This is a genomic window from Neobacillus niacini (assembly GCF_000759675.1).
Lineage (GTDB): Bacteria > Bacillota > Bacilli > Bacillales > Cytobacillaceae > Neobacillus > Neobacillus niacini_A.
The window spans coordinates 226,042-253,015 of the sequence record NZ_BAWM01000098.1 but is presented as its reverse complement, the minus strand read 5'-3'; the positions used below and the strand labels follow the sequence as shown (position 1 = coordinate 253,015).

24 protein-coding genes and 2 pseudogenes are annotated in these 26,974 nt (G+C 38.3%); 19 read left to right on the top strand and 7 right to left on the bottom strand.

The genetic code is table 11. The features are described from left to right. Positions 1 to 134: 134 nt before the first annotated feature. The 4 genes and pseudogenes from TR08_RS23125 (at position 135) to TR08_RS33720 (ending at position 3,044) form a co-directional block, all read left to right on the top strand. A complete protein-coding gene (locus TR08_RS23125; protein WP_045522223.1) occupies positions 135 to 1,880 on the top strand; it encodes an alkaline phosphatase D family protein in 1,746 nt (581 codons plus the stop codon). Positions 1,881 to 1,952: 72 nt separating this feature from the next. Beyond that, a complete protein-coding gene (locus TR08_RS23120) occupies positions 1,953 to 2,159 on the top strand; it encodes a twin-arginine translocase TatA/TatE family subunit (protein ID WP_045522222.1) in 207 nt (68 codons plus the stop codon). A 222-nt stretch (positions 2,160 to 2,381) separates the two neighbouring features. Next, positions 2,382 to 2,906, top strand: a pseudogene (locus TR08_RS23115) (molybdopterin oxidoreductase family protein); the annotation flags it as partial. A gap of 9 nt (positions 2,907 to 2,915) precedes the next feature. Further along, the gene (locus TR08_RS33720; RefSeq protein ID WP_274521049.1) at positions 2,916 to 3,044 is read left to right on the top strand and encodes a hypothetical protein; all 129 of its coding nucleotides are present in this window, start codon (positions 2,916 to 2,918) and stop codon (positions 3,042 to 3,044) included. A gap of 151 nt (positions 3,045 to 3,195) precedes the next feature. On the opposite strand, the gene TR08_RS23110 is transcribed toward TR08_RS33720, so the two are convergent. Continuing rightward, complete coding sequence (locus TR08_RS23110; protein WP_045522218.1) at positions 3,196 to 3,780, bottom strand: M15 family metallopeptidase; 585 nt, start codon at positions 3,778 to 3,780, stop codon at positions 3,196 to 3,198. Between the two features lie 423 nt (positions 3,781 to 4,203). Here TR08_RS23110 and TR08_RS23105 point away from each other — a divergent pair, with 423 nt between their 5' ends. Genes TR08_RS23105 through TR08_RS23090 form a run of 4 tightly spaced genes read left to right on the top strand, consistent with a single transcriptional unit; the run spans position 4,204 to position 11,960 of the window. Beyond that, a complete protein-coding gene (locus TR08_RS23105) occupies positions 4,204 to 5,277 on the top strand; it encodes a Wadjet anti-phage system protein JetD domain-containing protein (RefSeq protein WP_045522216.1) in 1,074 nt (357 codons plus the stop codon). Then, positions 5,268 to 6,779, top strand: a complete 1,512-nt coding sequence (locus TR08_RS23100; RefSeq protein WP_238579220.1) for a hypothetical protein — start codon at positions 5,268 to 5,270, stop codon at positions 6,777 to 6,779. The genes TR08_RS23105 and TR08_RS23100 overlap by 10 nt, the downstream gene beginning before the upstream one ends. Further along, positions 6,779 to 7,525, top strand: coding sequence for a DUF6063 family protein (locus TR08_RS23095; protein ID WP_045522214.1), 747 nt, complete (start codon positions 6,779 to 6,781; stop codon positions 7,523 to 7,525). Before TR08_RS23100 ends, TR08_RS23095 begins: the two co-directional genes overlap by 1 nt. Then, positions 7,503 to 11,960 (top strand): hypothetical protein, encoded by a 4,458-nt coding sequence (locus TR08_RS23090; protein ID WP_045522213.1) that lies wholly within the window; start codon positions 7,503 to 7,505, stop codon positions 11,958 to 11,960. The genes TR08_RS23095 and TR08_RS23090 overlap by 23 nt, the downstream gene beginning before the upstream one ends. Before the next feature lie 203 nt (positions 11,961 to 12,163). Here TR08_RS23090 and TR08_RS23085 read toward each other — a convergent pair whose 3' ends face one another. From TR08_RS23085 to TR08_RS23065, 5 genes are all read right to left on the bottom strand, one after another. Next, positions 12,164 to 12,826 carry a hypothetical protein gene (locus tag TR08_RS23085; RefSeq protein WP_045522211.1) on the bottom strand — a complete coding sequence of 221 codons (663 nt, stop codon included), beginning with the start codon at positions 12,824 to 12,826 and terminating at the stop codon, positions 12,164 to 12,166. Between the two features lie 19 nt (positions 12,827 to 12,845). Beyond that, the gene (locus TR08_RS23080; RefSeq protein ID WP_045522209.1) at positions 12,846 to 13,310 is read right to left on the bottom strand and encodes an Hsp20/alpha crystallin family protein; all 465 of its coding nucleotides are present in this window, start codon (positions 13,308 to 13,310) and stop codon (positions 12,846 to 12,848) included. A gap of 84 nt (positions 13,311 to 13,394) precedes the next feature. Then, the gene (locus TR08_RS23075; RefSeq protein WP_045522207.1) at positions 13,395 to 13,637 is read right to left on the bottom strand and encodes a spore germination protein; all 243 of its coding nucleotides are present in this window, start codon (positions 13,635 to 13,637) and stop codon (positions 13,395 to 13,397) included. 32 nt (positions 13,638 to 13,669) lie between these two features. Next, the gene (locus TR08_RS23070; RefSeq protein ID WP_045522205.1) at positions 13,670 to 13,912 is read right to left on the bottom strand and encodes a spore germination protein; all 243 of its coding nucleotides are present in this window, start codon (positions 13,910 to 13,912) and stop codon (positions 13,670 to 13,672) included. A gap of 73 nt (positions 13,913 to 13,985) precedes the next feature. Next, positions 13,986 to 14,201: a spore germination protein gene (locus tag TR08_RS23065; protein ID WP_052427595.1), complete on the bottom strand. Its 216-nt coding sequence runs from the start codon at positions 14,199 to 14,201 to the stop codon at positions 13,986 to 13,988. A 338-nt stretch (positions 14,202 to 14,539) separates the two neighbouring features. Between TR08_RS23065 and TR08_RS23060 the strand changes: the two genes are divergently transcribed. From TR08_RS23060 to thrC, 3 genes and pseudogenes are all read left to right on the top strand, one after another. After that, a complete protein-coding gene (locus TR08_RS23060; RefSeq protein WP_045522203.1) occupies positions 14,540 to 15,244 on the top strand; it encodes a DUF421 domain-containing protein in 705 nt (234 codons plus the stop codon). A 295-nt stretch (positions 15,245 to 15,539) separates the two neighbouring features. Continuing rightward, positions 15,540 to 15,641: pseudogene (locus TR08_RS33390) on the top strand (DNA-3-methyladenine glycosylase); the annotation flags it as partial. A 214-nt stretch (positions 15,642 to 15,855) separates the two neighbouring features. Beyond that, positions 15,856 to 17,259 (top strand): threonine synthase, encoded by a 1,404-nt coding sequence (gene thrC, locus TR08_RS23055; protein WP_045522201.1) that lies wholly within the window; start codon positions 15,856 to 15,858, stop codon positions 17,257 to 17,259. A 153-nt stretch (positions 17,260 to 17,412) separates the two neighbouring features. Here the strand turns inward: thrC and TR08_RS23050 are convergent, their stop codons facing one another. Then, a complete protein-coding gene (locus TR08_RS23050) occupies positions 17,413 to 18,156 on the bottom strand; it encodes an IclR family transcriptional regulator (protein WP_045522200.1) in 744 nt (247 codons plus the stop codon). A gap of 187 nt (positions 18,157 to 18,343) precedes the next feature. Here TR08_RS23050 and TR08_RS23045 point away from each other — a divergent pair, with 187 nt between their 5' ends. From TR08_RS23045 to TR08_RS23010, 8 genes are all read left to right on the top strand, one after another. Further along, complete coding sequence (locus TR08_RS23045; RefSeq protein ID WP_045522367.1) at positions 18,344 to 19,198, top strand: dimethylarginine dimethylaminohydrolase family protein; 855 nt, start codon at positions 18,344 to 18,346, stop codon at positions 19,196 to 19,198. 17 nt (positions 19,199 to 19,215) lie between these two features. Further along, positions 19,216 to 19,977, top strand: coding sequence for a dimethylarginine dimethylaminohydrolase family protein (locus tag TR08_RS23040; protein WP_045522199.1), 762 nt, complete (start codon positions 19,216 to 19,218; stop codon positions 19,975 to 19,977). 41 nt (positions 19,978 to 20,018) lie between these two features. Continuing rightward, entirely contained in the window at positions 20,019 to 21,428 is a 1,410-nt protein-coding gene (locus TR08_RS23035; RefSeq protein WP_081954619.1) for an amino acid permease, read from the top strand. Between the two features lie 110 nt (positions 21,429 to 21,538). Then, on the top strand, positions 21,539 to 23,161 hold the full coding sequence (locus TR08_RS23030) for a M20/M25/M40 family metallo-hydrolase (protein WP_045522197.1): 1,623 nt from the start codon (positions 21,539 to 21,541) through the stop codon (positions 23,159 to 23,161). Positions 23,162 to 23,311: 150 nt separating this feature from the next. Further along, a complete protein-coding gene (locus tag TR08_RS23025; protein WP_045522196.1) occupies positions 23,312 to 23,941 on the top strand; it encodes a DNA-3-methyladenine glycosylase in 630 nt (209 codons plus the stop codon). Positions 23,942 to 24,042: 101 nt separating this feature from the next. Next, positions 24,043 to 24,906, top strand: coding sequence for an aldose epimerase family protein (locus TR08_RS23020; protein WP_045522194.1), 864 nt, complete (start codon positions 24,043 to 24,045; stop codon positions 24,904 to 24,906). Positions 24,907 to 25,422: 516 nt separating this feature from the next. Continuing rightward, complete coding sequence (locus tag TR08_RS23015; RefSeq protein WP_045522192.1) at positions 25,423 to 26,451, top strand: Bug family tripartite tricarboxylate transporter substrate binding protein; 1,029 nt, start codon at positions 25,423 to 25,425, stop codon at positions 26,449 to 26,451. Positions 26,452 to 26,511: 60 nt separating this feature from the next. Continuing rightward, positions 26,512 to 26,964 carry a tripartite tricarboxylate transporter TctB family protein gene (locus tag TR08_RS23010; RefSeq protein WP_045522190.1) on the top strand — a complete coding sequence of 151 codons (453 nt, stop codon included), beginning with the start codon at positions 26,512 to 26,514 and terminating at the stop codon, positions 26,962 to 26,964. Positions 26,965 to 26,974: the final 10 nt, after the last annotated feature.

The following is a 26,974-nucleotide window of genomic DNA, read 5'->3' as shown; positions in this document are numbered from 1 at the left end:
GAATTGCCTATTATAAATGAACTAACAATCGAACACCATACTATTTTCAATTTACAATCTTCATAATATTTTAATAAATCCTATTTATAATCAAAGTCGTGGTAAAAAAATGTAGTCTGAGAGGGGAAGATATCATGACAAATTTGGACGAAATGATTAGGAAGTTTAACGAACAAAATTTGAAAAAGAATTTAGACCGACGGAGCTTTCTTCATGGAGCCGGAAAGATCGCAGGGCTGTCTCTTGGGTTGACCATTGCTCAATCATTGGGAGGGTTTAAAGTAGAGGCTGCTCCGAATTTCAGCGAATATCCTTTTTCTCTTGGTGTCGCTTCCGGCGATCCGCTATCAGACAGTGTCGTATTATGGACAAGGTTGGCTCCCGATCCATTAAATGGTGGAGGAATGCCAGCTCATGTCGTTCCCGTTAATTGGGAGCTAGCAACAGATGAAAACTTCCGGAACGTAATTAAACGTGGAACGGAGCATGCTTCTCCTAATCTCGCACATTCTGTCCATGTAGAAGTGAGCGGCCTGAAGGCGAATACGATTTATTTTTACCGTTTCAAGACCGGAAATGAACTGAGCCCTGTTGGAAAAACAAAAACGCTTCCGGCAGCAGGTTCCAGCGTAGCAAGCATGACATTCGCATTCGCTTCCTGTCAGCAGTATGAACACGGCTATTTTACTGCGTTCAAGCATTTGGCGAAAGAGGATCTTGATCTTGTATTCCACCTTGGCGATTACATATATGAATACGGTACGAACGAGTATCTTTCACCAACTGGCAATGTCCGTGCCCACAAAGGCGATGAAATTATCACGATTGAAGATTACCGCACTCGCCATGCCCAATATCGTTCAGACGAACACCTCAAGGCTGCACACGCTGCATTCCCATGGGTTGTTACATGGGATGATCATGAAGTGGAAAACAATTACGCAAATGTCATTCCAGAAAAAGGCCAGTCTGTTGAAGCTTTTATTAAGCGCCGTGCCGCGGCTTACCAAGCTTATTATGAGCACATGCCACTCCGCAGGTCGTCATTGCCTCATGATGGCGGCATGCAATTATACCGGGATTTCACATATGGTGATTTGGCGAATTTCTATGTACTTGATACGCACCAATACCGTGATGACCAGGCGAATGGTGATGGATCAAAGGCTCATACACCAGAGTCCTTGGATCCAAAGCGTACTCTTCTTGGATCAGAACAAGAAAAATGGCTGCTTGGTAATCTAGGAAACTCGAAATCTCATTGGAACGTCCTTGCCCAGCAGATATTCTTTGCACAGCGCAAATCAGGTAGCATCACGGCACCAAAATTCAGTATGGATTCATGGGATGGCTATCCGGCGGCACGCCAGCGCATTACGGATTTCGTTGCTGGCATTAACATCAACAATGTTATCGTCCTTACTGGGGATGTGCATGCAAGCTGGGCTTCTAATCTTACGACTGATTTTAACAATCCAGAGGCTCCGATTTTTGGAGCAGAGTTTGTCGGAACATCGATTACTTCAGGCGGAAACGGATCAGATTGGCGTGCAGACACGGCCCAATCTTTAGCGGATAACCCGCACATCAAATTCTTTAATAATTACCGCGGTTACGTTCGTTGCCAGGTCACTCCTGAAAAATGGCGTGCAGATTACCGTGTCGTCCCATTTGTAACCGAGCAGGGAGCAGATATTTCAACAAGAGCGTCATTTGTTTTTGAGAAAGATCTTAAAGGGATCAAAGAAATAGCAACTACTACAGTACCTATGGGTGTTCAAATGTCTGATGAAGTGGAAGAAGATCGCCACCGTGCCCATGCCCGCGCGCACGAAAAGCAAATGGAGAAAAAGCGAAAACGTGAAGCAATAACGAATTAATATTGATGGAGTCCTAGTCAGGGAGCATGAACACCCCCACTAGCTACCATTACTTGTAGGAGATGAACGTAAATGCTTTCCAATATTGGAATTCCAGGGTTAATTATAGTACTTGTCATTGCTCTTATCATTTTCGGTCCTTCTAAGCTGCCGGAAATCGGTCGGGCATTTGGCCGTACATTAGCCGAATTCAAAAGTTCCACAAAAGAATTACTATCCGATGACAGCAAAGAGGAAGCGAAAAAAACTGCGCTTTCCGCTGTTAAAAAAGAAAATTAATAGAAAGAGAGCAGTCGGGATTACCCGTCAGCTTTCTTTTTTTTTTATGGTCATTAAAGATATTCAGTAATTGATAGTGGCACTAATGGTACGATGTGCTGCATTCACGTCATAGGGAAAACCTGATTGTTGCGCAAAACCCATTGCTGCAGGGACACTTGATTCTGGAACGGCACCGACAACATCCGCTTGTGTTGGAGGTTCTTTACCATGAGCATAATGGGGACGAAACGATTGTTTGAAACTTCGTTTGCCCACCCTGATGGCAGGGCGGAGATGGTGGCAGTCCCAAACCGTCCAGACCCGGCTAAGGAACAGCTGAGCGAGGAGTATCCCCTCTTTTTAACAACAGGAAGAGTGATGTCGCACTATTTAACAGGAGTACAAACGAGAAAAAGTCCCGCTTTAGCTGCTAGAGATGTAGAATCCTTTGTCGAAATTCACCCGGCGACTGCTAAAAAATACGGTATTGAAGATCGGTCCTTAGTAAGGATTGAATCTAAAAGAGGTAGTATTGTTGTCAGAAGTATATGGTCGGAAACCATTCGTCAGGATACGGTATTTGTTCCTTTTCATTGGGCAGACTCGCAAAATGTGAATCTATTAGTTTCAAAAGACCTTGATCCGGTATGCAAAATGCCAGGATTTAAATTAAGTGCAGTAAAAGTAAGGTCTGCAATGGATTTATACGCTCATAAAACAGAAAAAGTAATAACAAATCAATTTTCGACTACCTTATCATTCTAAGATAAACGAATGGCCTGCGTTTTAGCTGAAGACAAGGATGCATTTAAACATTCATGTAATCAAGAATTAATTGAATTTGAATCGGTATCAACTGCTGCCAATCAGAAAGAGCTAAAACAGTTAATCGAAAACCAGTAAACATGAGTAAATGACGGACTAAATAGCAGCAGACACCATCTTAATTGGATGGTGTTTGTTTTCGTTCTTTAAAAGTTATCTGTACAAAATAGGGAAGAAATTGTAGAAGATCTCTAAATAGCTGTAAAAGTCCCCCTTAAATTTGTAGATATCACTGGGTATCTGCTACGTTAGATGATTCATCGGGTCTTTGCCCATCCTGTAAATCGGCAATTGTTAGTCCAAAATCCATTTGGAAATGTGGATAATCTTTAAAATCTTTCCAATCTCCGCCCCACTCAAACCCTAATGACTTTGCCATTTGCACTACCTCGGACCAATCGGCCTTTCCATTTTGATTGCGATCATATTGACGATCCCAAATAACATTTCCTGAAGGAGTTTCAAGTGCAAAATCAATCGCAAGCCCATAATTATGATAGGACTCTCCACCTTTTGCATTCGTGACAATATTTCCCTCTGCCGTACGTCCTTGTTCATAAATGCGGTTCTGCTCCTCTATACTGCGAAACCCGTCAGTAATCAAAACTACAATTCCTTTTTTTGCTGCTTGTTGGACTAATTGATCGCTTCGTTCCTTTACTACGGGATGGAGTTCAGTTGGTAATGGTACAACTTGATCTTGTTCAATGCCTGTTGCTTTAGACGGTTTGGTTTCGTTGTCTTGTATTATGAAAAAAGTGCTTAGCGCTATAGCAGCTAGAAAAAGTAATAATTTAATCCATTTTCTTTTCATGGTGCATCTTCCTCTCGATTTAGAAGAATACTAGTCCCGCTCTAAGCCGAGCTTTCGTCCTCTTCCTATTTATCTATCAATCCCTTCTATTGTTCTATATAAACCTTAAATTATTCTTAAATAGTATAAAACTAATTTGTTTCAAAATAAACAATCATGATCTTCTAGTAAAGGTAAATAACTTCTACTCTATTTATTCTAACATAGGCTTCTGGAGTAAAGTAAAAATGGTTTCTAAACGGAAATAGATCCTTTTGGGGTTTGATCCTTTTTGTCGTTGTCTGACACCAAATTTTTACACAGTCGACAATTATAGTAAGAAAATTTCATTTACCTACGATAACGGAACTAGTTTATAATAAAAGGATGTCCAAATAGGATATTAGGAGTCTATACCTATGACTCTATGAAGATTTAAAGTAGGTGAGTACAATCAATGTAATTGAAACACGGGTGAGAGGTTTTATAGCTGATATTCAACACCCTAAACAAAAAAAGAAGATAAATATTAACGATTTAGAACTACAGTTGCGCAAGCTTATGGATGATTATTTTGAAATGGACGGTTATTCGTTGTTTTATCGTGCGGTTGAAACCTTGCAGGATGAGGGACAACTTATCCCGATTCAAAATAATCAATATAATGGTAGAACACCAGCGCTTCCATTATATTACTGGGTTAATATAAAAGTTCATAACACCAAATGGGATCGTCTCGCGATGATGAAATTAAGTGATCAGTTTGATTTTTCCTTTTATGAACGGCATCCCGAATGGCAAACGAAAGAAGAATGGGACCGAATCGACAATTTATATTCTTTTCTCCAATCCATGCAGGAACGCGAGATCGTGTCATTCGAAGAAAGAAGTTTGGAGCTCTTTGGCCATGAAAAATTCTTACTAGACATTGAAAGCTTTCCTGATGGAAAAGGATTTTTAGCTAGAATTGGAATTTCTGAAGAGCAGCTTAAAATGGTGAACTACGGTGAGCCATTTGTATTTTGGATGAAACAAGGGAAAGAAATCAAAGATATTCAGCGGGTACTGATTGTTGAGAATCTATCTTTCTTTCATACTTCTATTAAGTTATTGGAAGCTAATCAACTCGATTATGAACCTGAACTGATTATTTATGGTGAAGGGAAGAAAATTGAACGGAGCTTTTCCTTCTTCTTCCGAATGTTTCCAGCTAAATCCTATCTTTTCTATTATACAGGGGATCTTGATACGGAAGGATATGGTATCATCATTCGACTTATCGAAAAATACCCGGAATGCAGTATTCAGCCTGCCTTAAAAATTTATCGCAAAATGCTTGAATGTCTGGAACAAAGGAATGACCAAAAACAAGGCCAAACACAAAATCTCAAATACCGTGAGGCCTTCTTTCAATGGTTTACCGAAGAGGAGCAAAACCTATTAATGCAATTATGGCAGGAAAATAAACGGATCCCGCAAGAAGTCTTAACAATTGAAACATGGAGGAGATGGATGTGAACGAATCATGGGAAGGATTCGCCCAGCGAATGCAACGATTAAATCCACTGTTTGAGCTTGGGAGGGGAATGGAAGTGGGTGAGCTGAAACCTCATATCCAAACCATTCTTATGCAGGTGCTCCTCACCATCTTTTATCGAGAATTAAACGATGATGATCATCGACGTAAATCAGATATCAAGTACATGGTTGAAGACTCTATCAAACAAATGAAGCTTCTAGCAGACGATAAGCAAATTGAACGGATTACAAGCGGGTTGTTGTATCAGGGAAAGGAAGAGTATAGCAAACCATTTGAGGCCTCATATTACGATGAAATCAGACAATCTTGGGAGACTCAGGTCTTTCGCTATGTCACGATGGATGAATTATATACCAATTTAGAGATTGGCGGATCGATTGTTTATAAACTCACAGATGTCTCTCAGGAAATGATTTTTATGAGCAGGGAAATGGCCGAGGAATTCTCCATCACCATTGAACAACTTTATAGTATGCAGCTAATTAAGAACGGTAATTTTAGAAAAGCTACTCGAAACCTCGATCACCTCATTTCACGCGTAAACCGCTTAATGGCAAAGGAATTCACTTTTCAAAAGGAAATGATCAACAACCCCAAAATTTTATTGATTGAAGAGGAATGGCAAAGGGCAGACAATCGTGTTGAAATTGAAAAGCAATTTGAAGAAGAAAAAAATCACTTCCGAACTATCACAAGCATGATAGATAAAACGAAACGAAGGAATGAAGAAGATGATTATATTCAGAAGGAATTAATTCTTCTCCAAGAAAAAATTGGCCATACAAGGCAATTGCATGATCGTTTTGCCAAGCTTGTTATTCAAAATATTTCATATGAGATGAAATTAAAAGCGGAAAACCCTTCATTGTTTTGGGAAAATAGCCTGGTTTCATTTCGAGAGCACATTTATGAAAATTGGTTAATGAAGGAAGGAGTCCATCGTTTTTCGGGTATCGAAAAAATCCTTTCTCCATTATTCTCACCGAAGAATGAATTTATTTTGCCGCTTGATTGGATTTGGGGTGAACAAGAATTCGATGAAAAACTAATAACGGATACGGTGGTCGAAGATGCGACAGAAGAAGGCATTACCCGTATGCGGGTGACTAACTGGGATTCTGTTATTAAGGCATGGAGTTATGTTTTTCAATTTTTACAAACAAACGGAGAGTTTTCGTTAGCTGATTTAAAAACGATGCCATTAGAAGTACAGGATTTATGGTTTGAGGAATCTGAAACCATTGATTTGTGGATGATGTTCGATAAAAAGCCACTGAAGGTTCAAGTGATGCATCGGAAGGAAGAAACATTAAGCGATGAGAGAGAAATTCTTCTATATAAATTAATGAAGGAATACCCTCAATTTCAAGTGTTTGAGGGCTCAAAGATCTTTACCGAGTTTGATCATCGAGCGGAGCCCTTCCTATGGTATCAAATGAAAATAACACCTTTTAAAATATGTGTACAGGAGGAGAAATGATGAATGCAGATAGTATCAAAAAAGCATCCGCTGTCTATTTTACTCTATTAAAAGATAAAGTAATCGACGAAAATAGTGAACACTTCCAGACTTATTTTGACCCGGAAGTGAGACAGACAGTTCTTCTATTAGCAGACGAATCAGGTACATATATCATTGAATCGCCTAAACGCATCCAATTAGTTGTCCAGCCAACCGGCTCCGTCTTTGCTACGAATTTTACCCATATGAAAGAAAAGCATCGGCAAATCGAAACGAAAAAACACTTTCATCTTATTAGTGTTGTCATTATGTCATTTTTAGCAAGCATCGACCGCAACCAAGCTGCAAAAATCCGTACGAAGCGGGAAGGGATTAGCTACTACGCATTAGAACGGCAAGTCAACGATCTAATTACTAATTGGGATAGTATTCTTAAAGCTAAACCTACCTTCGGAGAAGAAGAACGAATCGATATGAAAGAAGTTGTGACAACATGGAAATACATGGAGGTTGACACCGATGATTATGGAGTTAAAAAAGGAAATAGACGAACCAGAATCGGTTTAATTGCCGGAGCTATGCGCTTATTAGAGACTGAGGGGCTGATCGTCATTCTTGATCGGGACGATATAGCTAAGGCGATTCCAAAACAAGAGCTTTTTGAGCGAATAGAATACCTGTATCACGATTATGATCGTTATGAACTATTTAAAAAGGTAATGACAACAGAGGAGGGTGAGCATGCCGAAAATCCATCGAATTAGAATTGTTAACCTGAAGTATGATGGCATGCAAAAGCAATATAAAGATACCACTTTTAATTTCCATAATGAAGAGACATCAACAAATGGCCTCATAGCGATGATGAATGGCGGTGGGAAAGGTGTGTTCCTTCAAACAATCTTTCAAATACTCAAACCTGGAACTTCGTGGGGTAAACAAAACAATCGATATTATCAGCAGTTCTTCTTTAATAATAAGGAGCAATTTATACCCTATACCTTTCATGTTCTCATTCAATGGGAATTGGACGGTGCTGACCGACGGCACCTGATAACGGGAGGAATGTTCTCTGCCGAACAGCGAATCTCGATGAGTGAAGAAAGTGGAAATGAAAGTAGAACGTTGGAACAAGAAGCAAAGATCCTCCCGAATATTACTTTTTATACAAGAGAATTTGAACGGAAAGAAGAGGCAGCACTTGAGCATATCCCACTCTTTGAAAATGATGAGGTTGCTGATACCGAAAGCTTGAAGGACTATTTAAAATGGAACGGATTTGACGTTTACCGAGATACGAAGAAGCACTATCGTATCCTTGATACATACGGGATTAACCGTAAAGACTGGGATATTATGAAGGATATCAACAAGGATGAAGGCGGTGTTGGAAAATACTTTGAAGGAGCTGAGGATGATCATTCCCTGTTCCAAAAACGAATTATTCCAACTGTTAGTCAAGTCTTGCACCGAACGGAACATCAAAAGAACGATCTTGTGGAAATTTTCAAAAGTCAGGCCAGTATCGCTAAGGACCTGCCTGTTCTCTTAAAAAGAGAGCAAGCCCATAAAGAATTTTTAGAAGACATCGTCCCATTTGAAGAGCACCTAGCTAAAGGAATAGAGCATAAAGAAATTGTTAATGAAAGTATAAAGGTAGGAAGACAATTGCTTGGTGCGCTAGAGCATTTGAAGCAATCGGAAGAGGAAACGCTGCTTACTTTAGAAAAAGACATGGAGAAATTAACCATAAGACAAGCAGAACTACGCTATCAAAAAGATAATTTAGAGTTTGCAAGAGCACACAGAGAGGTCATGAATTGGGATAAGAAATTAGTGGAAGAAAGAGATAAACATACTTCCTTACAAGAAATCGTTAAAGAGAAACAGGAACGAAAAGAACTGCTGGTCTTTCAAGCTTTATTGAAAGAGTGGAGTGAAAACGAACAAAGTATTCGTTCTCTTTCGCAACAGATAGCGACATTGGAACAAAATAGCGGCTTAGAGCAAGTGAATCAAAGAATGGATGAAATCAAGCAAGAAGCTAGAAAGCAATGGGAGCAATCCTTTCTATCGATACAAGAAGGCGTTAAACAGTATTTGGGGTATCAAAAGTTCCTAAATAAAAAAGCAATGGAGCTGTCGCGTCAGGATAAACAAAAGACAAAAGACATTGCTCAGCTAAGTACTGAAATTGATTTCCTATATACCCAACTGCATACCTTTGAGACTAAGGAAGCGACACTCATCCAAGAATTTGGCGACCGCTTAACCTATGACTTTAAGGGGTTAATCGACAGTCTTTCTAAGCAAATTGAAGATAAAAAGGCAAAGTTAGTAGAGTTGCAAATAAAAGATAAAGAATCTAGTGAAGTGCAAAATCAACTTGCCACTTCACATGGGACCCTAGTCCAATCAATTAAGTTTTCAGAAGAAAAATCTGAAGAATTAAAGGCAGCAAATGAAGTGCAAATGCAAAGAGAAGCAAAACTATTAGATAAACTTCATGGTTTATTAGATGATGTAACTGCGCCTTTTACTCACTCAGTCTTATCCAAGTATGCAATACAAATAGAAGAAATACTGGGTAATAACCGACACCAAGGGGAACAAATAAAAAAAGAACTTTGGGAAACGCAACTCGACCATTCCTTAAACGATGAGCCCTTCTGGATTGCGAATAAAGATGTGAAAGAATTAAAGGAATGGATCGATGAGAAGACTGGAATAGATGTTTTTTATGGAACCCAATTTCTCCAATCATTAAGTACAGAGGAAATGGTGAATACCCTTATGACGTATCCGCTCCTTCCATACGGTTTGGTCGTAAGCGGGCAGCAATGGCAAAAAATTAATCAGCAGGTTCTTTCAGGAAGAATGTTTAAGAGTCCTGTTCCGATTTTTATGCGTGAGGAAATGAACAGTGTAAATCACCAACCATCCTTTGTCATCATTAACGGAACCGAGAAAGACCTATTAAGTGATAAAAATCAATTCACCAACTGGAAAGTAAAGATTGCTAAACAAATAGAAGACAAGAAAGATACACTTTTTGAAATTGAAAAAACAGAAACCTCCTTACGTCGTATTTTAAAAGAAATTGATCGTTTTTTATCAAGTGAGCTTTCTAGTGATATTGAAAAATCTTTTAATCAGGAACAAAACGCTCTTCTTTCTCTGAAAACGAAATTACAGGAAATCAAAACACAAGAAGAAAAAGAAAAAGAATTACAGATCGGGTTAAAAGAACAGCTGGAAAAAACAAAAGGTAAGATAGAAAAGCTTACAAGAAATGTGGAAACATTAGAGGAGTTTAATCAAGAAAAAACTCTGAACCAAGAAAATAAACGGGTGAAACTAGAGAAAGAGAAGCAAAAGGAATCCTTAGGCCTTCAGCAGCAAGAAATAGGAAAAGAGCACCAAAGTATCGTTGAACTACAAAACCAGTGGAATCATACGTATTTAGAATGGAGGCTTAAAACCGAACAAAATATAAAGAAGATAGCCTTCTTTATTGAAGAAGCGGTTTTTCCTGCTGATGAAAAAACAGACCTATGTGAAGAGGTCCCACGCTTATCTCCACATTTATTAAAAGAGATAAATGGAAGTATCGATGAGCTAAAACAGCTCCAAAAATCAAAAGAAGAACAGGCCAGAGAATTACTTGTTCTTCAAGCAAGAAAAGAAACAGAACAAAAGCAGCAAAAGAAATTAGAGAAAAAACTTAATGCTCACAATGAGGATTGGAGTAAAGCTCCAGAACCAGAGGAACCTATAAGTATATTAGAAAATATGCTGCAAAGTGCACAGAAGGAAGCGAAGGCAGCGGAAAAAGAAGAAAGGGAACAAGGAACGGCTGTAACAGTAGCTGAAACGTCCTTAAAGCATGCGACCGAACAGCGTGACAAGTCAGGAAAAAAGATTGAAAAGCATGAAAAACAGCCTGAAAAATGGGAAGAAATAGACTTAGAAGTAAAGGACTTAGAAATTAAGGACCAAACGAAATTAACGAAAGAGGAAGTAAAGCAAGCTGAGAAACGCCAAAAAGAAACTGAATCGAATATTACAGTTTATGAAGGAGATTTGTTAACCTTATCCGTTATCCTAAAGGAGGAAGCGGCAGCATTTACGAACAATGATTTAGAAAAAATTAAGAGTCAAGGAAAAGGATGTATCTTATCCTGGTGTGAAGAGCATCAAGCGATTCAGGAAGAAGGGCAAGAGAAGCATGCGAAAATTGATCAATCATTGCGTAATTTAAAGCTTACGATTGAAGGCAAAGATTGGGAGATTCGTTTTAAAAATGAAGTATTAACTACACTAGACCATTTGGATACAAGGCATTATACGCATATCCAAAGCATTGTTAAAAATATGAAGCGTTTTTCACAAAGTGGATTGGAACAATTAGAACGCGACAAAGAAAGGGCTGAAAAGGCTCAAAACTTCTGGGCCAGCCGTGCCAGCATGAAAATGATGAGCATTTCGGAGGCAATTCGTTCGATGGTTGCGAAAATGAAGCTGAAAAATGAACGTGGATCCTTTCCGCTCGTACAGCTCAAAGAAGACATCTTACCTAAAAAGCCTGAAGATATCGAACCACTGCTGAAGCAACATTTTGTAGCTGCCATTAACAAAATTACCAAACAATTTGATATGATAGATGATAATAATCGATTGCTAGATGAAGAAATAAAACAACTCATTAGTGATGAGCAAATTTTATTTGTATCACTTCGAAATCGATATCCCGAGCTGCTCGTCTATAATATGCGAACGGATAATGCCTTCATGTACGGGAAACCGCAAAGAGAGCATTATTCAACCTGGCAGACGATTAATCAAGGTTCTAAAACGAAATCGGATGGTAGTGGAGGACAAAAGTTATCAGCCCGAATGGTTATGATGATGATGTTACTATCGGTTAAAAGCGAAACCGATCAAAGCTGGGTTCCATTAGTTTGTGATAATCCGTTCGGACAAGCTGCATCGGCACATGTCCTTGACCCGATCTTTGCAGTTGCTGAAAAACTGAAGTTCCAATTCATCGTCGTAACTCCACCTGAACTGGTGAAAACAGAAATCAGCCAAAGATTCGACGCCTATTATAAATTGGACTTCATTCGTGAAAAAGGAAAAGAAATTGTTTCGGACACCATTGTTCCAGCATTTCGAATTTACCAGGGCGCTGAAGCATAAAATTTAGGATTTTATATTATAAGCCTCACTTTCTGTAAGGAAGGTGGGGTATTTATTTGTACTATAATAATGGTAACGCAGCCTGAGATGAGAAGAAGTGTTGGATTAATAACACCCAAGGAGTTTCTATATGCTAAAAATAAAAAGCTGAGTGTCCATGATTAGCACTCAGCACTAAATGTCGATGATTTTGGTGTGGCCCATCAATTTTTAGGAACCTCCTTGATATCTTTGCTGTCCATACTATCCATTCCTTGTTCCTGTTCATCCTTTTGTTTTACTTTCTTTTCCTTCAGTTTGTCTAATTCCTCTATCAATTCGGTAAAAAGTTCCTTTGGGATAGCACCGTTACCAAAGGTTGTGCCAATATTTAAATGTCCGCTTAGTTCTCTAATTCCTAAGTTTCCTAGATTATTGACCTGTTCATATTTATCAATATATAATTTTTCTACCTTAAATTCCTGGTATATAACCGGCCACTCTTTAGCATTTGGTTTATTATCTTCTATTTCGGTTTCATTCGTATCCATGTTTTCACTATACAGTTTCTCTATTGTGGATATACGGTGCTCGATATTGGAAATACGTTTAGATAAGTTGTTAACCGTTTTCTGTAATGGTTCTAATTGTCCCTTAATGGTTTCTTCTACGAATAGTAAAAGCCTTTTTTCGAGTCTTTTGACTGAGTCTGTATTAATGTTTTCCCCTTTTGAAATATCGCTCCTATTCATTAACCCAAGCTGCTTTTCCAGCTGCATTACCTGTTTCATATATACTTCAATCGTATTCACTCTTTTTATATGATTTTCTAATGCTTCTATTCTTTTATACACATCTTGTGGAAATTTATTCCCTTTTAAAGGCATAATGCTCACCACACCTTAGTCAACGAATCATGATTGTCTCTTCCCTTGTATATCTTCTTTTATAACTAATGATTAGAAGTCCATTTTCAAACCTTGCGAAAATATCTTTACTATCAACGGGTTCAGGTAAATTGATGTTTCTTTCGAATTCACCATATTTTCTTTCACTCTTTATCGTTACACCTTGAATCATTGGTGGCCGCAGCAGCCCTCGAACTGTCAGTTTCGTACCAGAAAAGGATAAAGAAATATCTTCTTTAATCGCTCCTGGGACCTCTAAAATGAGGATGATATCTGTTTCTGTTTGAAAAATATCGGTTGTCGGATATTTCATCAATGGAGGCTTTTCCTTGGGGGTTACATTGCGTCCCTCATCTTCCTCAAGTTGATCATGGGAATTCTCATCAAAAACCATCTCCCAAAACTTTCCGTTTTGATACTTTTGTGTAATTTCCATCCATTGTTTTATTTTTTCATAGTCCATTAGGTTTCCCCCTTACAGCTTTTCATACGTATTAAAATAGCTGTCCTTTAATTTGGGGAGGGACAGCTACACAAGAAGTTGACTTTAGAATTGGTTGCTTATTGGAAGTGAAGGATTAGCAATTTGGTCTTGGTCACTCACATCGGGATCAAAATTACTATTGCCCATTAGGGATGATGAAGGTGAGAAATCACCTAACGAAAAATTAGCACCAACAAATTTTGAATTTGCTGTATGACTATTATGGATCGTTGCTCCAATATCAAAATTCCCATTTTGGGTAATTCCATTCGTCTTAATGTTGAAAATATTTATAAAGTAAGGCATTTAAAAACTCCTTTCATTGAATACGAAAACCCTTATAACTGCTTGGAATTGACATTAGCTGGATTTGCAATGTCTCCTTGATCATTCATATCGGGATCGATAAATACATTTTCCATACCTGAAGTAGTTGGTGAAGTATCTCCGTATGAGGAGTTAACCCCTTGTGATTTTGTGTGGGCGGAAGGTGCATTATGGAGAGCATCGCCAATATTTATAGAGGCGTTATTAGATATGTTATTGATTTTAATGCTGTATATATTTATATTGGTGGGCATGTTCTCTCCTCCAAACTTGTCGTTGGTTATATATATGCCCATTTTTTCCATTTGGTTAATAATAAGTTCTTATTCAGGGGGTTTCACTTTGTTCTTGCTTGTTAATGTCAACTACCTGCGTTTTGTTGTGAAACTGATAGATATTTGAACAATCTCCAAAGGTAAAAGCCGCTCCCGTTGCTTTCTTATTGGCGGTATGACTATTTTGAACCGTGGAGCCGAAATTAATATTGCCGTTTTCGCTGATGATACCTGTGTCCATATGATGCACGTTTTGTGTGTTTTCCAAGTATATCACCTCTTTTTAATTCCATTTCCTATACTATATGCTTAAATGTTTTTTCAGTCCCTATGGGCAATTAACCACGGTCGAGTGAGTTCCACGGTAGTATTCTTTCATACACGCTTCGAGATGAAGCATGAAACATTCTGACTAGTTCCGGCTTGCTTGTAAGCAATTGAAGGGATGAATTGTTGTTGGCAGATGACAAAAGAAATCTATTTGAATCAATCAATCAATCCTTAAGCAGTAAACCCTTATTAAGGGCTTTTTAATTATTTGATCGAGGTAGTAAAAATGGATGAAAAATAAATTAATTGGAAAAATAACTAAAAAAGGTGATTTAGATGCTGGATATACTGATACCTATATTAAGAACAAGTGCCAGTTTTATCATATTAATATTCGTTACTCTGTCATTTGGAAAGCACATAAATACCCATAAAAATCATTATAGCTTTGCCTTATCCGTTACGATTGGCTCCTTTATTGCTAATATGGGATTTGATACGAATTTAAAGTTTCATGAAATGCTAATAGCCTTTCTGACTTTAATATTATTGTTTTATTTGTTTAACATCATATCCTCAAGAAGCCGAAATATGAGGAAATGGCTTTCTGGAAGACCAACAGTGTTAATAGAGAATGGAAAAATATTGGAAGAGAATATGAAAAAAGTAAAGTTCTCTATCGATGATCTTAATCAACATTTAAGGGAGAAGAATGTTTTTAATATTAATAAAGTAGAATACGCATTGCTGGAAGTAAGCGGGGAACTATCTATTTTTATGAAGAAACCATTTCAACATGTAACCAAACAAGATTTAAATCTACCCAATTCAAATGAATCACTACCTGTTGAATTGATTATGGATGGAAAAATTATCCTGAAAAATACAAATGGACAATATAATTACAACTGGATCGAAGCTGAATGTCAAAAAAGAAATCTTCAAATAGAAGAAGTTTATTATGCTGTAGTCAATAGTAATGGACATATATTTATTGATAAATATGATGATCATTTACTATCACCAGTCGATGTGGAATAAACCTTCGAATAATTCCATTGGGGTGCCATTACTAGTTAGTTATCAAGGGAGAGAACCTGCCTCTTACTGAAGAAGAGCTACGGGATCGTCCGCCAATCGCATCTGATCTATAAAAAATCCAAATGGAATATCCAGAGCCTGGAACCAATATTGCCAGGTCAAACTCCACCCATTCAAGTACTCTTAAATTCTAGTAAAATAGGAAATCTCCCAAAATGCCTACACAGCTACTAAAACCATCCTTGCCCAAATTTACGTTCCGGCCTTGAATATAAATATCTTATGCAAACACAAAGGCTTATGTCCGGAAAGCATATCAGTCGGAAAAAGGATTGGAATTGATAACTCTGATCAAGCCAGAGATTTCCCTTGGCGTTTATGTGTTACGAATAATTAATATGATTCAAGGCATCAAAAAGCGGAAAATGTAGTTAATATGACACAAAATTAAAATGTTAATAAAATGAATGTGTTTTCGAAACGACAATTTATAGACTATTCACTTAATTTTATATAAAATGAATTTTATATATTATAGCTCTATTTAATAATATAGTAATCTCACGCTCCAAAACTAGGTAATAAATCTTTAATATATACTGGAGGCAGTTATGAACTTTGTTAGTACACGCGGAAATGTAAGTAAAATCGGTTTTATTGATACAGTCTTAATGGGACTGGCAAATGATGGGGGACTATTAGTACCTGAGAAAATCCCACAAATTCCTGCAGAAAAGTTAGAAGTAATGTCCAAGTTGACATATCAAGAATTAGCATTCGAAATCTTCTCTTATTATATTGATGGTGAAATCCCAGACAATGAGTTAAAATCCTTAATCGAGAAAAGCTATGCAACCTTCCGCCACCCAGAGATAACACCTATTCAAAAGCTGAAGGATAACATGTATGTGCTAGAACTGTTCCATGGTCCGACATTTGCGTTTAAAGATATTGCGCTGCAATTCTTAGGAAATTTATATTCATATGTATCTAAGAAGACTGGTGAGTCGATTCATATTCTTGGCGCTACTTCAGGGGATACGGGTGCCTCAGCTATCGAGGGTGTAAGAGGAAAAGAAGGTATCCGCATTTGTATTTTGCACCCACATGGCAAAGTAAGTAAGGTTCAAGAATTACAAATGACGACTGTCGATGACAAAAGCGTTTTGAATTTAGCAATTAAAGGAACGTTTGATGATGGTCAAAGAATCATCAAGGAATTATTCTCAGATGTAGATTTTAAAAACAAATACCATATCCGTGCAATAAATTCGATTAACTTTGTTCGTATCATGGCGCAAACGGTTTACTATTTCTATGCTTATTTCCAAGTGAAAAGAGAGACTGATCTAGAGAATATAAACTTTAGTGTGCCGACTGGTAATTTTGGAGATATCTTTGCTGGTTATCTTGCAAAGAAAATGGGGCTGCCGGTAGGTAAACTCATCGTTGCAACCAACGAGAATAATATATTAGAAAGTTTTATCCATGATGGAGTGTACAAGCCTGGTGAATTCCGAAGCACATATAGCCCTTCTATGGATATCCAAGTAGCTAGCAATTTTGAGCGCTATCTATATTACTTGCTTGGTGAAAATCCAATGGTCGTGTCGGACTTAATGGAGAAGTTCAAGGAAGAAGGAAAAATTGTTGTTAGCGACGATCTGCTCCATAAGGTGAAAGAAGATTTTGCAGCGCATGGGGTTAATGGGGAAGAATGCTTGAAAACGATCAATAAGTACAGTACTGATATTGGTTATTTATTAGATCCGCACACGGCGTGTGGCGTTGCTGCATACGAAAGTTGTAATAAATCTAGTGAAATTTGTGTCACACTTTCAACTGCTCATCCGGCAAAATTTAATGAATCCATAGAACGTTGTTATATTCAGCAAATATTCCCTGAACAAATAAGTGATTTGTTTAATAAACCTCAGTATCTAGAAGTTGTTGAAGCCAATAAAGGTGAAGTTGTTCGGCATTTAGAAAAGCTTTTTAGTTTAACTGCTAAATAAAACTGAAAACTAGGTTCTTGATATCAAGGTACTACAGAAAAATAAAAACAGGTTCTTATTAATAAACAAACGATCAAAAAAACACTCTTTCCGATTTCTTCGGATGAGTGTTTTTTTTTAGGAAATAATCCTTTGTTAATATTTTTGTTCTGTTTAAATGTTAAGTTTACTTCCTAGTTTGGCGGATATGCGCATGCTATATTGGATTACTTTTTCGATTAATAACCGCTGTTTTTCATCTTTTTGGTTAAAGGTTACATAACCGATGCTTAAGGCTCCAATTAATTCATTGGAGTGATTGAATATTGGTGCTGCGACAGAGGCGGTGCCTTTGGTTTTTTCCCCTTGGCTTTCCCCGTAGCCTTTATGACGAATGGTATTTAGCAGGTGTAGGAAGGACTCTATTTCTTCTTTTGGTACTAAGTCATTTATGATTTTTAACGCTTCGTCCTTATGCATATTCGCCAGCATTACTTTGTTTGCAGCCCCGATATTCATTGGGATTCTGATTCCCAACTGATCATATATCCGGATTGGATTATGCGGGCAATCGATTCTTTCTACAATTAGAGCTTCTAAGCCTATAGGTTTACTGAAATAAACACTCTCTTCCACCTCATACATTAATTTCTCCATTTCGGGGCGGATCAGCCCGACAAAATCAAAGGTATCATACATCTGTAGTCCATATTCCAGCCAGGTATACCCCATTGAATAGAGTTTTAGATTCGGATCCTGCTGAATTAATCCGTGTTTGATCATGGATTGTAAAAGACGATGCATGGTACTGACAGGCAAGTCACATTCCTTTGATAAATCCGTAATCGAGAACCATTTTTTAGTATCGCTTTCAGCTAGAACTTTAATTACTTGCATGGCCCGGTCAATTGTTTGCATTTTATTCAACCCCAATCATTTTCATCATCAACTATCTCCAAAAAAGGGAGAAATTAATTATTCTGCAAATTCAAAATATATTGACATGCATTTCTTCTTTTTATAATATCATATTATAGATTTCCATTAAAAGAAAATATTTTCCACTATGCGGAAAATGGAGGGGGGATAAAACTTGTTATCTTCGATGCATAAAAATCTTAACAAGGTTATTTTAAAACACCCAAAGGATGCCTTTATCAGTCAGGAGCATCTAAGGAATGAATGGGAAAAGTTCAACTACATCAATGAACCTGACTACATAAAGGCACAAAATGAATATGAACAGTTTCATGCGATTATAAAAGAACATGTCGCTGAAATTGAATTTTTACCTGTTTCAGAGACAGTTGGATTAGACTCGCTTTATGCACATGACCCTGTAAAATTCACGAAGAATGGGGCGATTATTTTAAAATCGGGGAAAAAATTACGGCAGACTGAGGCTGAGGCTTATAAACAATTTTTACTAGAAAAGAACATTCCTATAGTAGGTGAACTAACAGGGGACGCGGTGGCTGATGGAGGAGACCTCGTCTGGCTCGATGATCGTACATTAATGATTGGCCGCGGTTATCGGACGAATGATGAAGCCATCCGGCAAATTCAGGAAATGACAAATGATATGGTAGATGAGTGTATTGTTGTACAACTGCCGCATGACCAAGGGGAAGAGGAATGTCTTCATCTTATGTCATTTATTAGTATCGTAGACGAGAATCTGGCAGTGGTATATTCAAGACTGATGCCGGTCTTTCTTCGGCAGTTACTAATCAAGCGCGGTTTTCAATTAATAGAGGTACCGGATGAAGAATACCACCGGCTTGGATGCAATGTTCTTGCGTTAGCACCAAGAGTCTGCGTAATGGTTTCAGGGAATCAATCAACAAAAGAGCAACTACTCGAAGCAGGCGCAAAAATCTATGAATATGAAGGAAATGAAATATCTTATTTAGGAACGGGGGGACCAACATGTCTTACATGTCCAGTAGTGAGAGGGTAATAAAGGAGGATAATGTCATGTTTAAAAAAACGATTGTTAAAATACCTAGTGAAAGCTATGTCAATGGCTTAACTACTTCCGATTTAGGAAGACCTAATCTGGAAAAAGCATTAGAACAGCACAAGGCCTATATAGAGGCGTTGAAAAAATGCGGAACAATAGTAACGGAAGTTCCTGGGAATTTACAATATCCGGATTCAACTTTCGTGGAGGATACAGCTGTACTAACTCCTAATTTCGCTGTGATTTCGAATCCAGGAGCACTTTCCCGGAATGGAGAAATCCATGATATGGAACATGTAATCAAGTCTTTCTATGAATCTATTTATTATATAAAGTCTCCAGGAACTCTTGATGGGGGAGATATCCTGCAGATTGAAGATCGTTTTTTTATAGGAATTTCGGCCAGAACTAACCATGTTGGTGCTGAACAATTAAAAACAATTCTAGAATTAGAGGGTTACAAAGGTACCATTGTTGAGCTGGAAAAATTCTTTCATTTAAAAACAGGCATTGCTTATTTAGGAAATCAAACGATTGTGGTCGCAGGAGAATTTGTTGATCATCCTGAGTTTAACAAATATCAAAAAATAGTTGTTCCACCTGAAGAGGAATACGCCGCAAATTGTATTCGTGTGAATGACTATGTCATCATCCCTGCAGGCTATCCTGTTACGAAACATAAAATTAATGATGCCGGTTACCAGACAATAGAACTCGAAATGTCTGAATTCCGTAAGCAAGATGGCGGTTTAAGCTGTTTGTCACTGCGCTTTTAATGATAAAGGGGTAAAACTAATTTAAGAGGGGTGGGAGAGGAATGGAAACAATTAATCAGGGGGGGCAACAAAATCAGTTAAATCGTTCCATGAAACGGCGTCACTTATTTATGCTTTCATTAGGGGGAGTTATTGGAACGGGACTGTTTTTAAATGCAGGTTATACCATTAATCAGGCTGGAGCAGGGGGTGCATTAATCGGGTATATATTTGGCGGGATCATTCTGTATCTTGTCATGGTCTGCCTGGGGGAGCTCGCTGTCTATATGCCCGTAACAGGTTCATTTCAGACATATGCCAGTAAATTTATAAGTCCTTCTGCTGGGTTTTCTTTAGGATGGATGTATTTTATTGGGTCAGCCACTACGGCAGGAGTGGAATTTACCGCCGCCGGTATCTTAATGCAGAGGTGGTTCCCGGGTATTTCTGTATGGGTATGGTGTGCGGTTTTTATCCTGCTATTATTCGGACTCAATGCTTTAACGACGAGAGGATTCGCTGAGGCCGAATACTGGTTTGCCGGAATTAAGGTAGTGGCGGTTATTTTCTTTATCATCATAGGTGTCGGTGCTATTTTTGGAATTATACCACTTGAAGACAGACCGGCTCCTTTATTAGAAAATCTGGCTCCATCTGGATTATTCCCTGCTGGGATTGCTATTCTTTTTGTCACGATGATGAATGTTATCTTTTCCTATCAAGGATCAGAATTAATCGGGATTGCTGCTGGTGAGAGCGAAGAGCCACAGAAAAACATTCCTCGTGCCATTCGGAACGTGCTGTTTAGAATTATTATATTTTATCTTGCCTCTATTATTATCTTATCAGCTATTTTTCCCTCGAAGGAACTTGGATTACTGGAAAGCCCATTCGTTACTTTAATGGATTTGGCTGGAATTCCATTCGCACCTGATATAATGAACTTTGTTATCCTGACAGCGATATTATCAGTAGGGAACTCTTGTATTTATGCATCAACCCGGCTCCTGTGGGCCATGTCTCATGAAGGGATGGCACCTAAACGTTTTGGTAAACTTTCAAAACGGAAAGTTCCATTTACAGCACTTGTGTTTACCATGATATTCTCGCTTTTATCACTGCTGACAAGTGTTATTGCAGCAGATACAGTATTCGTTCTCTTGATGTCTGTTGCCGGAATATCCGTAACCATCTCCTGGATCGGAATTGCTCTCTCTCAGTTAATGTTTCGGCGTAAATACCTGCAAGGCGGTGGAAAATTAGAAGACCTGCAATACAAAGTACCATTTTATCCGTTAATCCCGGCTATATGTATCGTATTCTGCGTATCCATACTTATATTCTTAGCCTTTGACCCAACCCAACTGATAGGGCTCCTCATCGGCCTGGGATTCCTGGTAATATGCTACCTATTCTACTACTTCAAAAACAAACAAACCAAAGCAAATTCAGAAACGCATATAAAAGGATAAAAACCGATGGGTGACAACAAATTGGGTGACAGGCACCGCTCGTGGACAGTGTCCACTTCAGGCGGACACTCGGTTAATGAATAATTGGAATGGTAAAGGGGTAATTGATAATGGAACAACTTAGGTGGGGAACACCGGATAGGCTTCGGAGATTGTTGTGTGAACTGGTGAGCTGGAGAAGTATGACGTTAACCGAGGGGGAGCGTGAGTTTCCCGGCAGGGTTCAGGCGAAACTTCAAGAATTGCGGTATTTTCAGGAGAATCCCGGCCATTTGGGTCTTCATGAGGCTGATTTAGGGCGGCGGTTCTTAACTGGGTTATATAAGTGTGATGCAAAGGAAACGATTGTTTTACTGAGTCATTTTGATACGGTAAACACGGAAGAGTATGGGGACCTTGAGGAATTTGCCTATCAGCCGGAGGAATTGACAAAATTACTTTTAAATAGAATTGATGAGTTGCATGGTGATGCACAAAGGGATCTCACATCAGGTGAATATTTATTTGGCCGGGGCACAATGGACATGAAAATGGGACTTGCGATGCATATGGGATTATTAGAAAAAGCATCTTTTGAGAAATGGCCAATTAATCTCCTCCTGTTAACAGTCCCTGATGAAGAGGTGAATTCATCCGGTATGCGTGCGGCCGTTACGAAACTGCTGGAATTAAAAGACAAGCATAATCTTAGCTATAAACTTTTCCTAAACGGAGAACCGGTATTCACCCAGGAACCGGGTGACAGAAGTTTTTATGTTTATTCCGGATCGATTGGAAAAATTATGCCATCAGCGCTCTTTTATGGAAAAGAAACACATGTCGGCGAACCACTCAGTGGCATTACGGCACCTTATATTGCCTCATTCTTGACTCAGCGGATGGAGTGGAATTTGAGCCTTCAAGAAACAGTGATGGGAGAAACCACACCACTTCCTGTAACCCTTCAGCAAAAAGATTTACGATTGGAATACTCTGTCCAAACGCCATACCGTTCAGCGGCATTGTATAACGTATTTTTAATGAAGCGGAATGCAGAAGAAATCATGGAGATTTTTGAAAAGGTTGCCATAGATGCGGCCGGTGCTTGCAATCAGGCGTATAAAGAGGTTTGTTTGAAGCAGTGCGTGGAGCCCGTTGGCGAAGTCCGTGTTTTGCGTTATGAGGATTTACAAACTCATGCGATCCGTAAATTCGGATTAGATTTTGTGGAAGAAATAAAGTCTCAAGTTCAGGCAAATCCTAACTGGGATGACCGTGAAAAATCATTGCGGATAGCAGACAGTCTGATGATCGAATGTCAGGAGCTTGCACCAGCCATTGTCTTAATCTATGCACCTCCCTATTATCCGGCTGTTAATTCATCTGATGATGACCTTGTTAAGAGATGTGTCCAATATGTTAGGGAAAAAGGACAAGAAAAATTTAATTTACCAGTAAAACAGGTTCATTATTTCAATGGAATCAGTGACTTAAGCTATGTTAACTACCAGGATGAAGGGGAAGGGTGGACTGCTTTTAAAGCAAATACACCGGTATGGGGAAGCAGTTACTGTATACCTTTTGATGCAATGGCCGAGCTGCGGGCTCCTGTCTTAAATGTCGGTCCGTTTGGAAAAGATGCCCATAAACGAACAGAGAGACTGCACATAAAAAGTGCCTTCGAAGAAGTGCCAACCCTAGTTGAGGGAATGATAAAAATGATGATTATGAGCAATTGCCAATCTGTTCATTGATTAATAAAGGGGCACCTTCCTTATAGAAGGGTGCCCTTTAACAATTTACTTGTGTTTTTTCTTCGAGAAAAATTCCCCATGATATACATTTTTAATTTTCTGTAAAGTGGGTAAAACAATAAGAAAATCATTATTATGGAGGCAGTAGTTATGGGAGAATTTCCTAAAGAAATCGTTCCATTATCGGAAGAGTTTTATGAACAGCCTACTCTAGAACTGGCAAAGGCATTGCTAGGATGCCTCCTTGTAAAAGAAACTCATCAGGGAATTGCAGCAGGATATATTGTAGAATCAGAGGCATATAAGGGTCCTAGTGACAGGGCTGCACACAGCTATAATAACAGGCGGACTGCAAGGACAGAGGTCATGTTCCATCGTTCTGGTCTTGCCTATACATATCTTATGCATACACATTGCCTTTTCAATGTGGTTTGCGGTGGAGAAGAAAAACCTGAAGCCGTTTTGGTCCGTGCCTTGGAACCCCGTTACGGCATCGAGCTTATGAAAATCAGGAGAGGGATTGAAGTGCTGAAAAATCTGACAAACGGTCCTGGAAAACTTACAAATTCATTGGATATAACAATGGAGGACTATGGCGCCTCACTAACGCATCCACCTATATATATAGCTAAAGGCTTTTGCCCAGAAAGCATATCTGTCGGAAAAAGAATTGGAATTGACAACTCTGGTGAAGCCAAGGATTATCCATGGCGTTTTTGGATCACTAAAAATAAATATGTTTCAAGGCATCAAAAATCTGAATATGAAATTAATTTATAACAAAAATCAATCTATCATAAGGCTGATTATTTTGATGTCATTGTATTGTTAATGGTAGGATGTAACCTGAAGGTATTTGGAATAAGAAAGGGTGTAAACGAATGTATCAAATTAAGCAGTATAAAGATAACAATTTCGATATTTATGAATTAATCGATTCCGATTCCAATTCATGGTTAAAGGTGGCACCTGAAAGAGGTGGCATTATTATCGGATTTGGAGTTCAAGGGGAGGAAATTTTATTTTTAAATAAGGAAACCTTTTATGATCCTGAAGCAAATGTTAGGGGTGGAAATCCAATCCTATTCCCTATATCTGGTCAATTGGAGAATGGTCAATATGATTGGGACGGGAAAACCTATAAGATGAGAAATCATGGAGTGGCAAGAAATCATCCTTGGGAAGTAGTCGGAACAAATGATAAGGATGACGCTTCAATAACGATTCGTTTGAAAAGTAACCAGGATATGAAACAGTCTTATCCGTTTGATTTTGAAGTTATTTTTACATATGTCCTACGAAATAATAGCTTTACCATTTTTCAAGAATACAAAAATCATTCAGATAAGGAAATGCCTATTTATCCCGGCTTTCACCCATATTTTCGGACTGCTCAAAAAAATATAGCTTATGAAACAGACTCAAAAACCTACCTGGATTATAATGATATGAAAATCAAAGATGTCAGCCAAGGCTTGGACCTAACAGATAAGAAGGAATCCCTGGTTCTTTTGGATGCAAGCGAAAAGAAAATTTCCTTCAAATTACCGGAAATAGAAAAGAAAATACATATGACATATGGCGAAGAATTCAAATATGTATATTTATGGACCGAAAAAGATCAGGAGTTTATCTGCGTAGAACCGTGGATGGCAATGACCAATGAGTTAAATCGGAAAGAGGAACTTGTATTCGTAAAACCAAACAAATCAATAAAAACAGAACTAACAATTTCAGCTGAATAAACAGTCACTAGATAAAAAAAGACTGTGTTAAAGCTAAATATTGATTTGGGCACTTTGTTGATTGGAGCGGAAGGCAGGAGTTCCTCTAAAATGCTAGCGCATTTCCTTCGTGCGGTGATTTTTCAAAGATAGAATCAGGGATGCGAATGGGCATTGATCCTTCGTCCCCAGACCAAACGAACATAACACTGCTGGAATGTGAAGGGCTGGATGTTCAATTAATTGACATAAACTATATGTAGCTCTTTCAGATGTTATAAATGAAATAAGTAAAAACAACTTTTATAGGCAGCTTCTTTTAGCTTGTTGACAAATCTAGGTTCTAGATACGTCTACAAGCTTTTTTATATGTCTGAAATTATTGATTAAATAAAAATATAATGAAGTATTTATTTTCCCTTCGTGAACAAAATGAACAAAATGATTAATAAGTTTTTAATGCTGTTTAAATGTTTAATCTATTAAATATTCGAAAGTTTTGTAAAATTAAGAAAACGTTTACAAGGGGGAAATTAAATGTTATCTACCAAAAAAATTTCAGCATTAATGTGTGCTGGAGCATTGGTGCTAAGCCTGGGTGCATGCAGCAGTAAAGAAACAGCAAGCCCAGGTAAGAAGGAAGAAAGTACAGGCTATCCTACGAAAGCGATTACAATTGTGGCACCATCAGGGGCAGGTGGCGGCTGGGATTTAACGGCTCGAGCGTTTACAAAAGTACTAAGTGAAACGAAAGTGGTCGAACAGCCTTTGACGGTAGAGAATAAGCCTGGTGGCGGCGGTGCTGTCTTTATGGCTGAATACGCTACCCAGCAAGTTGAAAATAATGACATGCTCTTTGTCAATTCACCACCGATTGTTATAAACAATCTGAAAAAAGAAGGAAACAGTCCATATGGCTACAAAAATACAACACCATTGGCGCAACTGACAAAAGATTTCGGGGCAATTGTTGTAAAAGCGGATTCCAAATTTACAGACTTAAAATCAGTATTGGAAGAGGTAAAGAAAGATCCTAGTAAACTAACATTTGCAGGTGGATCTGCACCAGGTTCCATGGACCATTTAATTTCCATTCTCCCTGCTTACAAATATGGGGTGGATCCAACAAAGGTTAAATACGTTTCCTATGATGGAGGCGGTGAAGCGATAACCGCACTACTTGGCGGTAACGCAGATGTCATTGGAACCGATGCCTCAAGTGTTAAAGAATTTTTAAAGGCAGGTAAGGTGCGCGTGTTGGCGATTACTTCAGATGAGCGATTAGCTGGTGATTTTAAAGATGTCCCAACTGCAATAGAACAGGGTGTCGATGCAGAGTTTACGATTTGGCGCGGGGTTTTTGGTCCGGAAAAAATGTCTAAAGAAGCCAAAACATATTGGGAACAAGCCATTGATAAGCTCGTTAACTCTCCTGACTGGAAAAAAGAAGTAGAGACGCAAGGTTGGGAATTGGAGTATAAAAACAGTTCTGATTTCAAAAAGTTTTTAGAAGAGCAAGAAAGCCAAGTCCAGCAATTATTAACAGCATTAGGTATGCAAAAGTAAAACATATGGGAAGGAGTAAACTCTCTCCTTCCTCTATTTTTTCCTAAAGGGGGATTACGAATGGCATTAAAATTCGATTACATTGCTTCTGTATTGTTTCTTGCTGTAGGTGTTCTTTTTATTATTGGAAGCAAGCATCTCGAAAGCTCGTCCTATGGAAGTGCAGTTGGGCCTGATATATTTCCATTAATTCTTGGCAGCGGACTTGTTTTATTAAGTATCCGATTATTATATGAAACATTCATCACGAAGAATCAACAGGGAAGGAAAGAAAAATTACAGTACAAGCCTTTCTTAATCATTTTTGCAGCTACATTGGTTTATATTTTAACGCTGGAAACGATAGGATATGTCATCACTACATTTCTATTTTTATTCGTTTGCTTTCAAACAATGGAACGTTCGAAAATGATTCTATCCCTTATCATATCAGCTTGTTTTTCAGGACTTGTTTATTTTTTATATGTAGAGGTTTTAAAAGGTACACTGCCAGACTGGCCAATTTGGTTTTAAGCGAGAAAGA

Coding starts and splice junctions, on each gene's coding strand:
- TR08_RS23125 (WP_045522223.1), top strand. CDS start 135: ATGACAAATTTGGACGAAATGATTAGGAAGTTTAACGAACAAAATTTG.
- TR08_RS23120 (WP_045522222.1), top strand. CDS start 1,953: ATGCTTTCCAATATTGGAATTCCAGGGTTAATTATAGTACTTGTCATT.
- TR08_RS33720 (WP_274521049.1), top strand. CDS start 2,916: ATGGCCTGCGTTTTAGCTGAAGACAAGGATGCATTTAAACATTCATGT.
- TR08_RS23110 (WP_045522218.1), bottom strand. CDS start 3,780: ATGAAAAGAAAATGGATTAAATTATTACTTTTTCTAGCTGCTATAGCG.
- TR08_RS23100 (WP_238579220.1), top strand. CDS start 5,268: ATGGATGTGAACGAATCATGGGAAGGATTCGCCCAGCGAATGCAACGA.
- TR08_RS23095 (WP_045522214.1), top strand. CDS start 6,779: ATGAATGCAGATAGTATCAAAAAAGCATCCGCTGTCTATTTTACTCTA.
- TR08_RS23090 (WP_045522213.1), top strand. CDS start 7,503: ATGCCGAAAATCCATCGAATTAGAATTGTTAACCTGAAGTATGATGGC.
- TR08_RS23085 (WP_045522211.1), bottom strand. CDS start 12,826: ATGCCTTTAAAAGGGAATAAATTTCCACAAGATGTGTATAAAAGAATA.
- TR08_RS23080 (WP_045522209.1), bottom strand. CDS start 13,310: ATGGACTATGAAAAAATAAAACAATGGATGGAAATTACACAAAAGTAT.
- TR08_RS23075 (WP_045522207.1), bottom strand. CDS start 13,637: ATGCCTTACTTTATAAATATTTTCAACATTAAGACGAATGGAATTACC.
- TR08_RS23070 (WP_045522205.1), bottom strand. CDS start 13,912: ATGCCCACCAATATAAATATATACAGCATTAAAATCAATAACATATCT.
- TR08_RS23060 (WP_045522203.1), top strand. CDS start 14,540: ATGCTGGATATACTGATACCTATATTAAGAACAAGTGCCAGTTTTATC.
- thrC (WP_045522201.1), top strand. CDS start 15,856: ATGAACTTTGTTAGTACACGCGGAAATGTAAGTAAAATCGGTTTTATT.
- TR08_RS23050 (WP_045522200.1), bottom strand. CDS start 18,156: ATGCAAACAATTGACCGGGCCATGCAAGTAATTAAAGTTCTAGCTGAA.
- TR08_RS23045 (WP_045522367.1), top strand. CDS start 18,344: ATGCATAAAAATCTTAACAAGGTTATTTTAAAACACCCAAAGGATGCC.
- TR08_RS23040 (WP_045522199.1), top strand. CDS start 19,216: ATGTTTAAAAAAACGATTGTTAAAATACCTAGTGAAAGCTATGTCAAT.
- TR08_RS23035 (WP_081954619.1), top strand. CDS start 20,019: ATGGAAACAATTAATCAGGGGGGGCAACAAAATCAGTTAAATCGTTCC.
- TR08_RS23030 (WP_045522197.1), top strand. CDS start 21,539: ATGGAACAACTTAGGTGGGGAACACCGGATAGGCTTCGGAGATTGTTG.
- TR08_RS23025 (WP_045522196.1), top strand. CDS start 23,312: ATGGGAGAATTTCCTAAAGAAATCGTTCCATTATCGGAAGAGTTTTAT.
- TR08_RS23020 (WP_045522194.1), top strand. CDS start 24,043: ATGTATCAAATTAAGCAGTATAAAGATAACAATTTCGATATTTATGAA.
- TR08_RS23015 (WP_045522192.1), top strand. CDS start 25,423: ATGTTATCTACCAAAAAAATTTCAGCATTAATGTGTGCTGGAGCATTG.
- TR08_RS23010 (WP_045522190.1), top strand. CDS start 26,512: ATGGCATTAAAATTCGATTACATTGCTTCTGTATTGTTTCTTGCTGTA.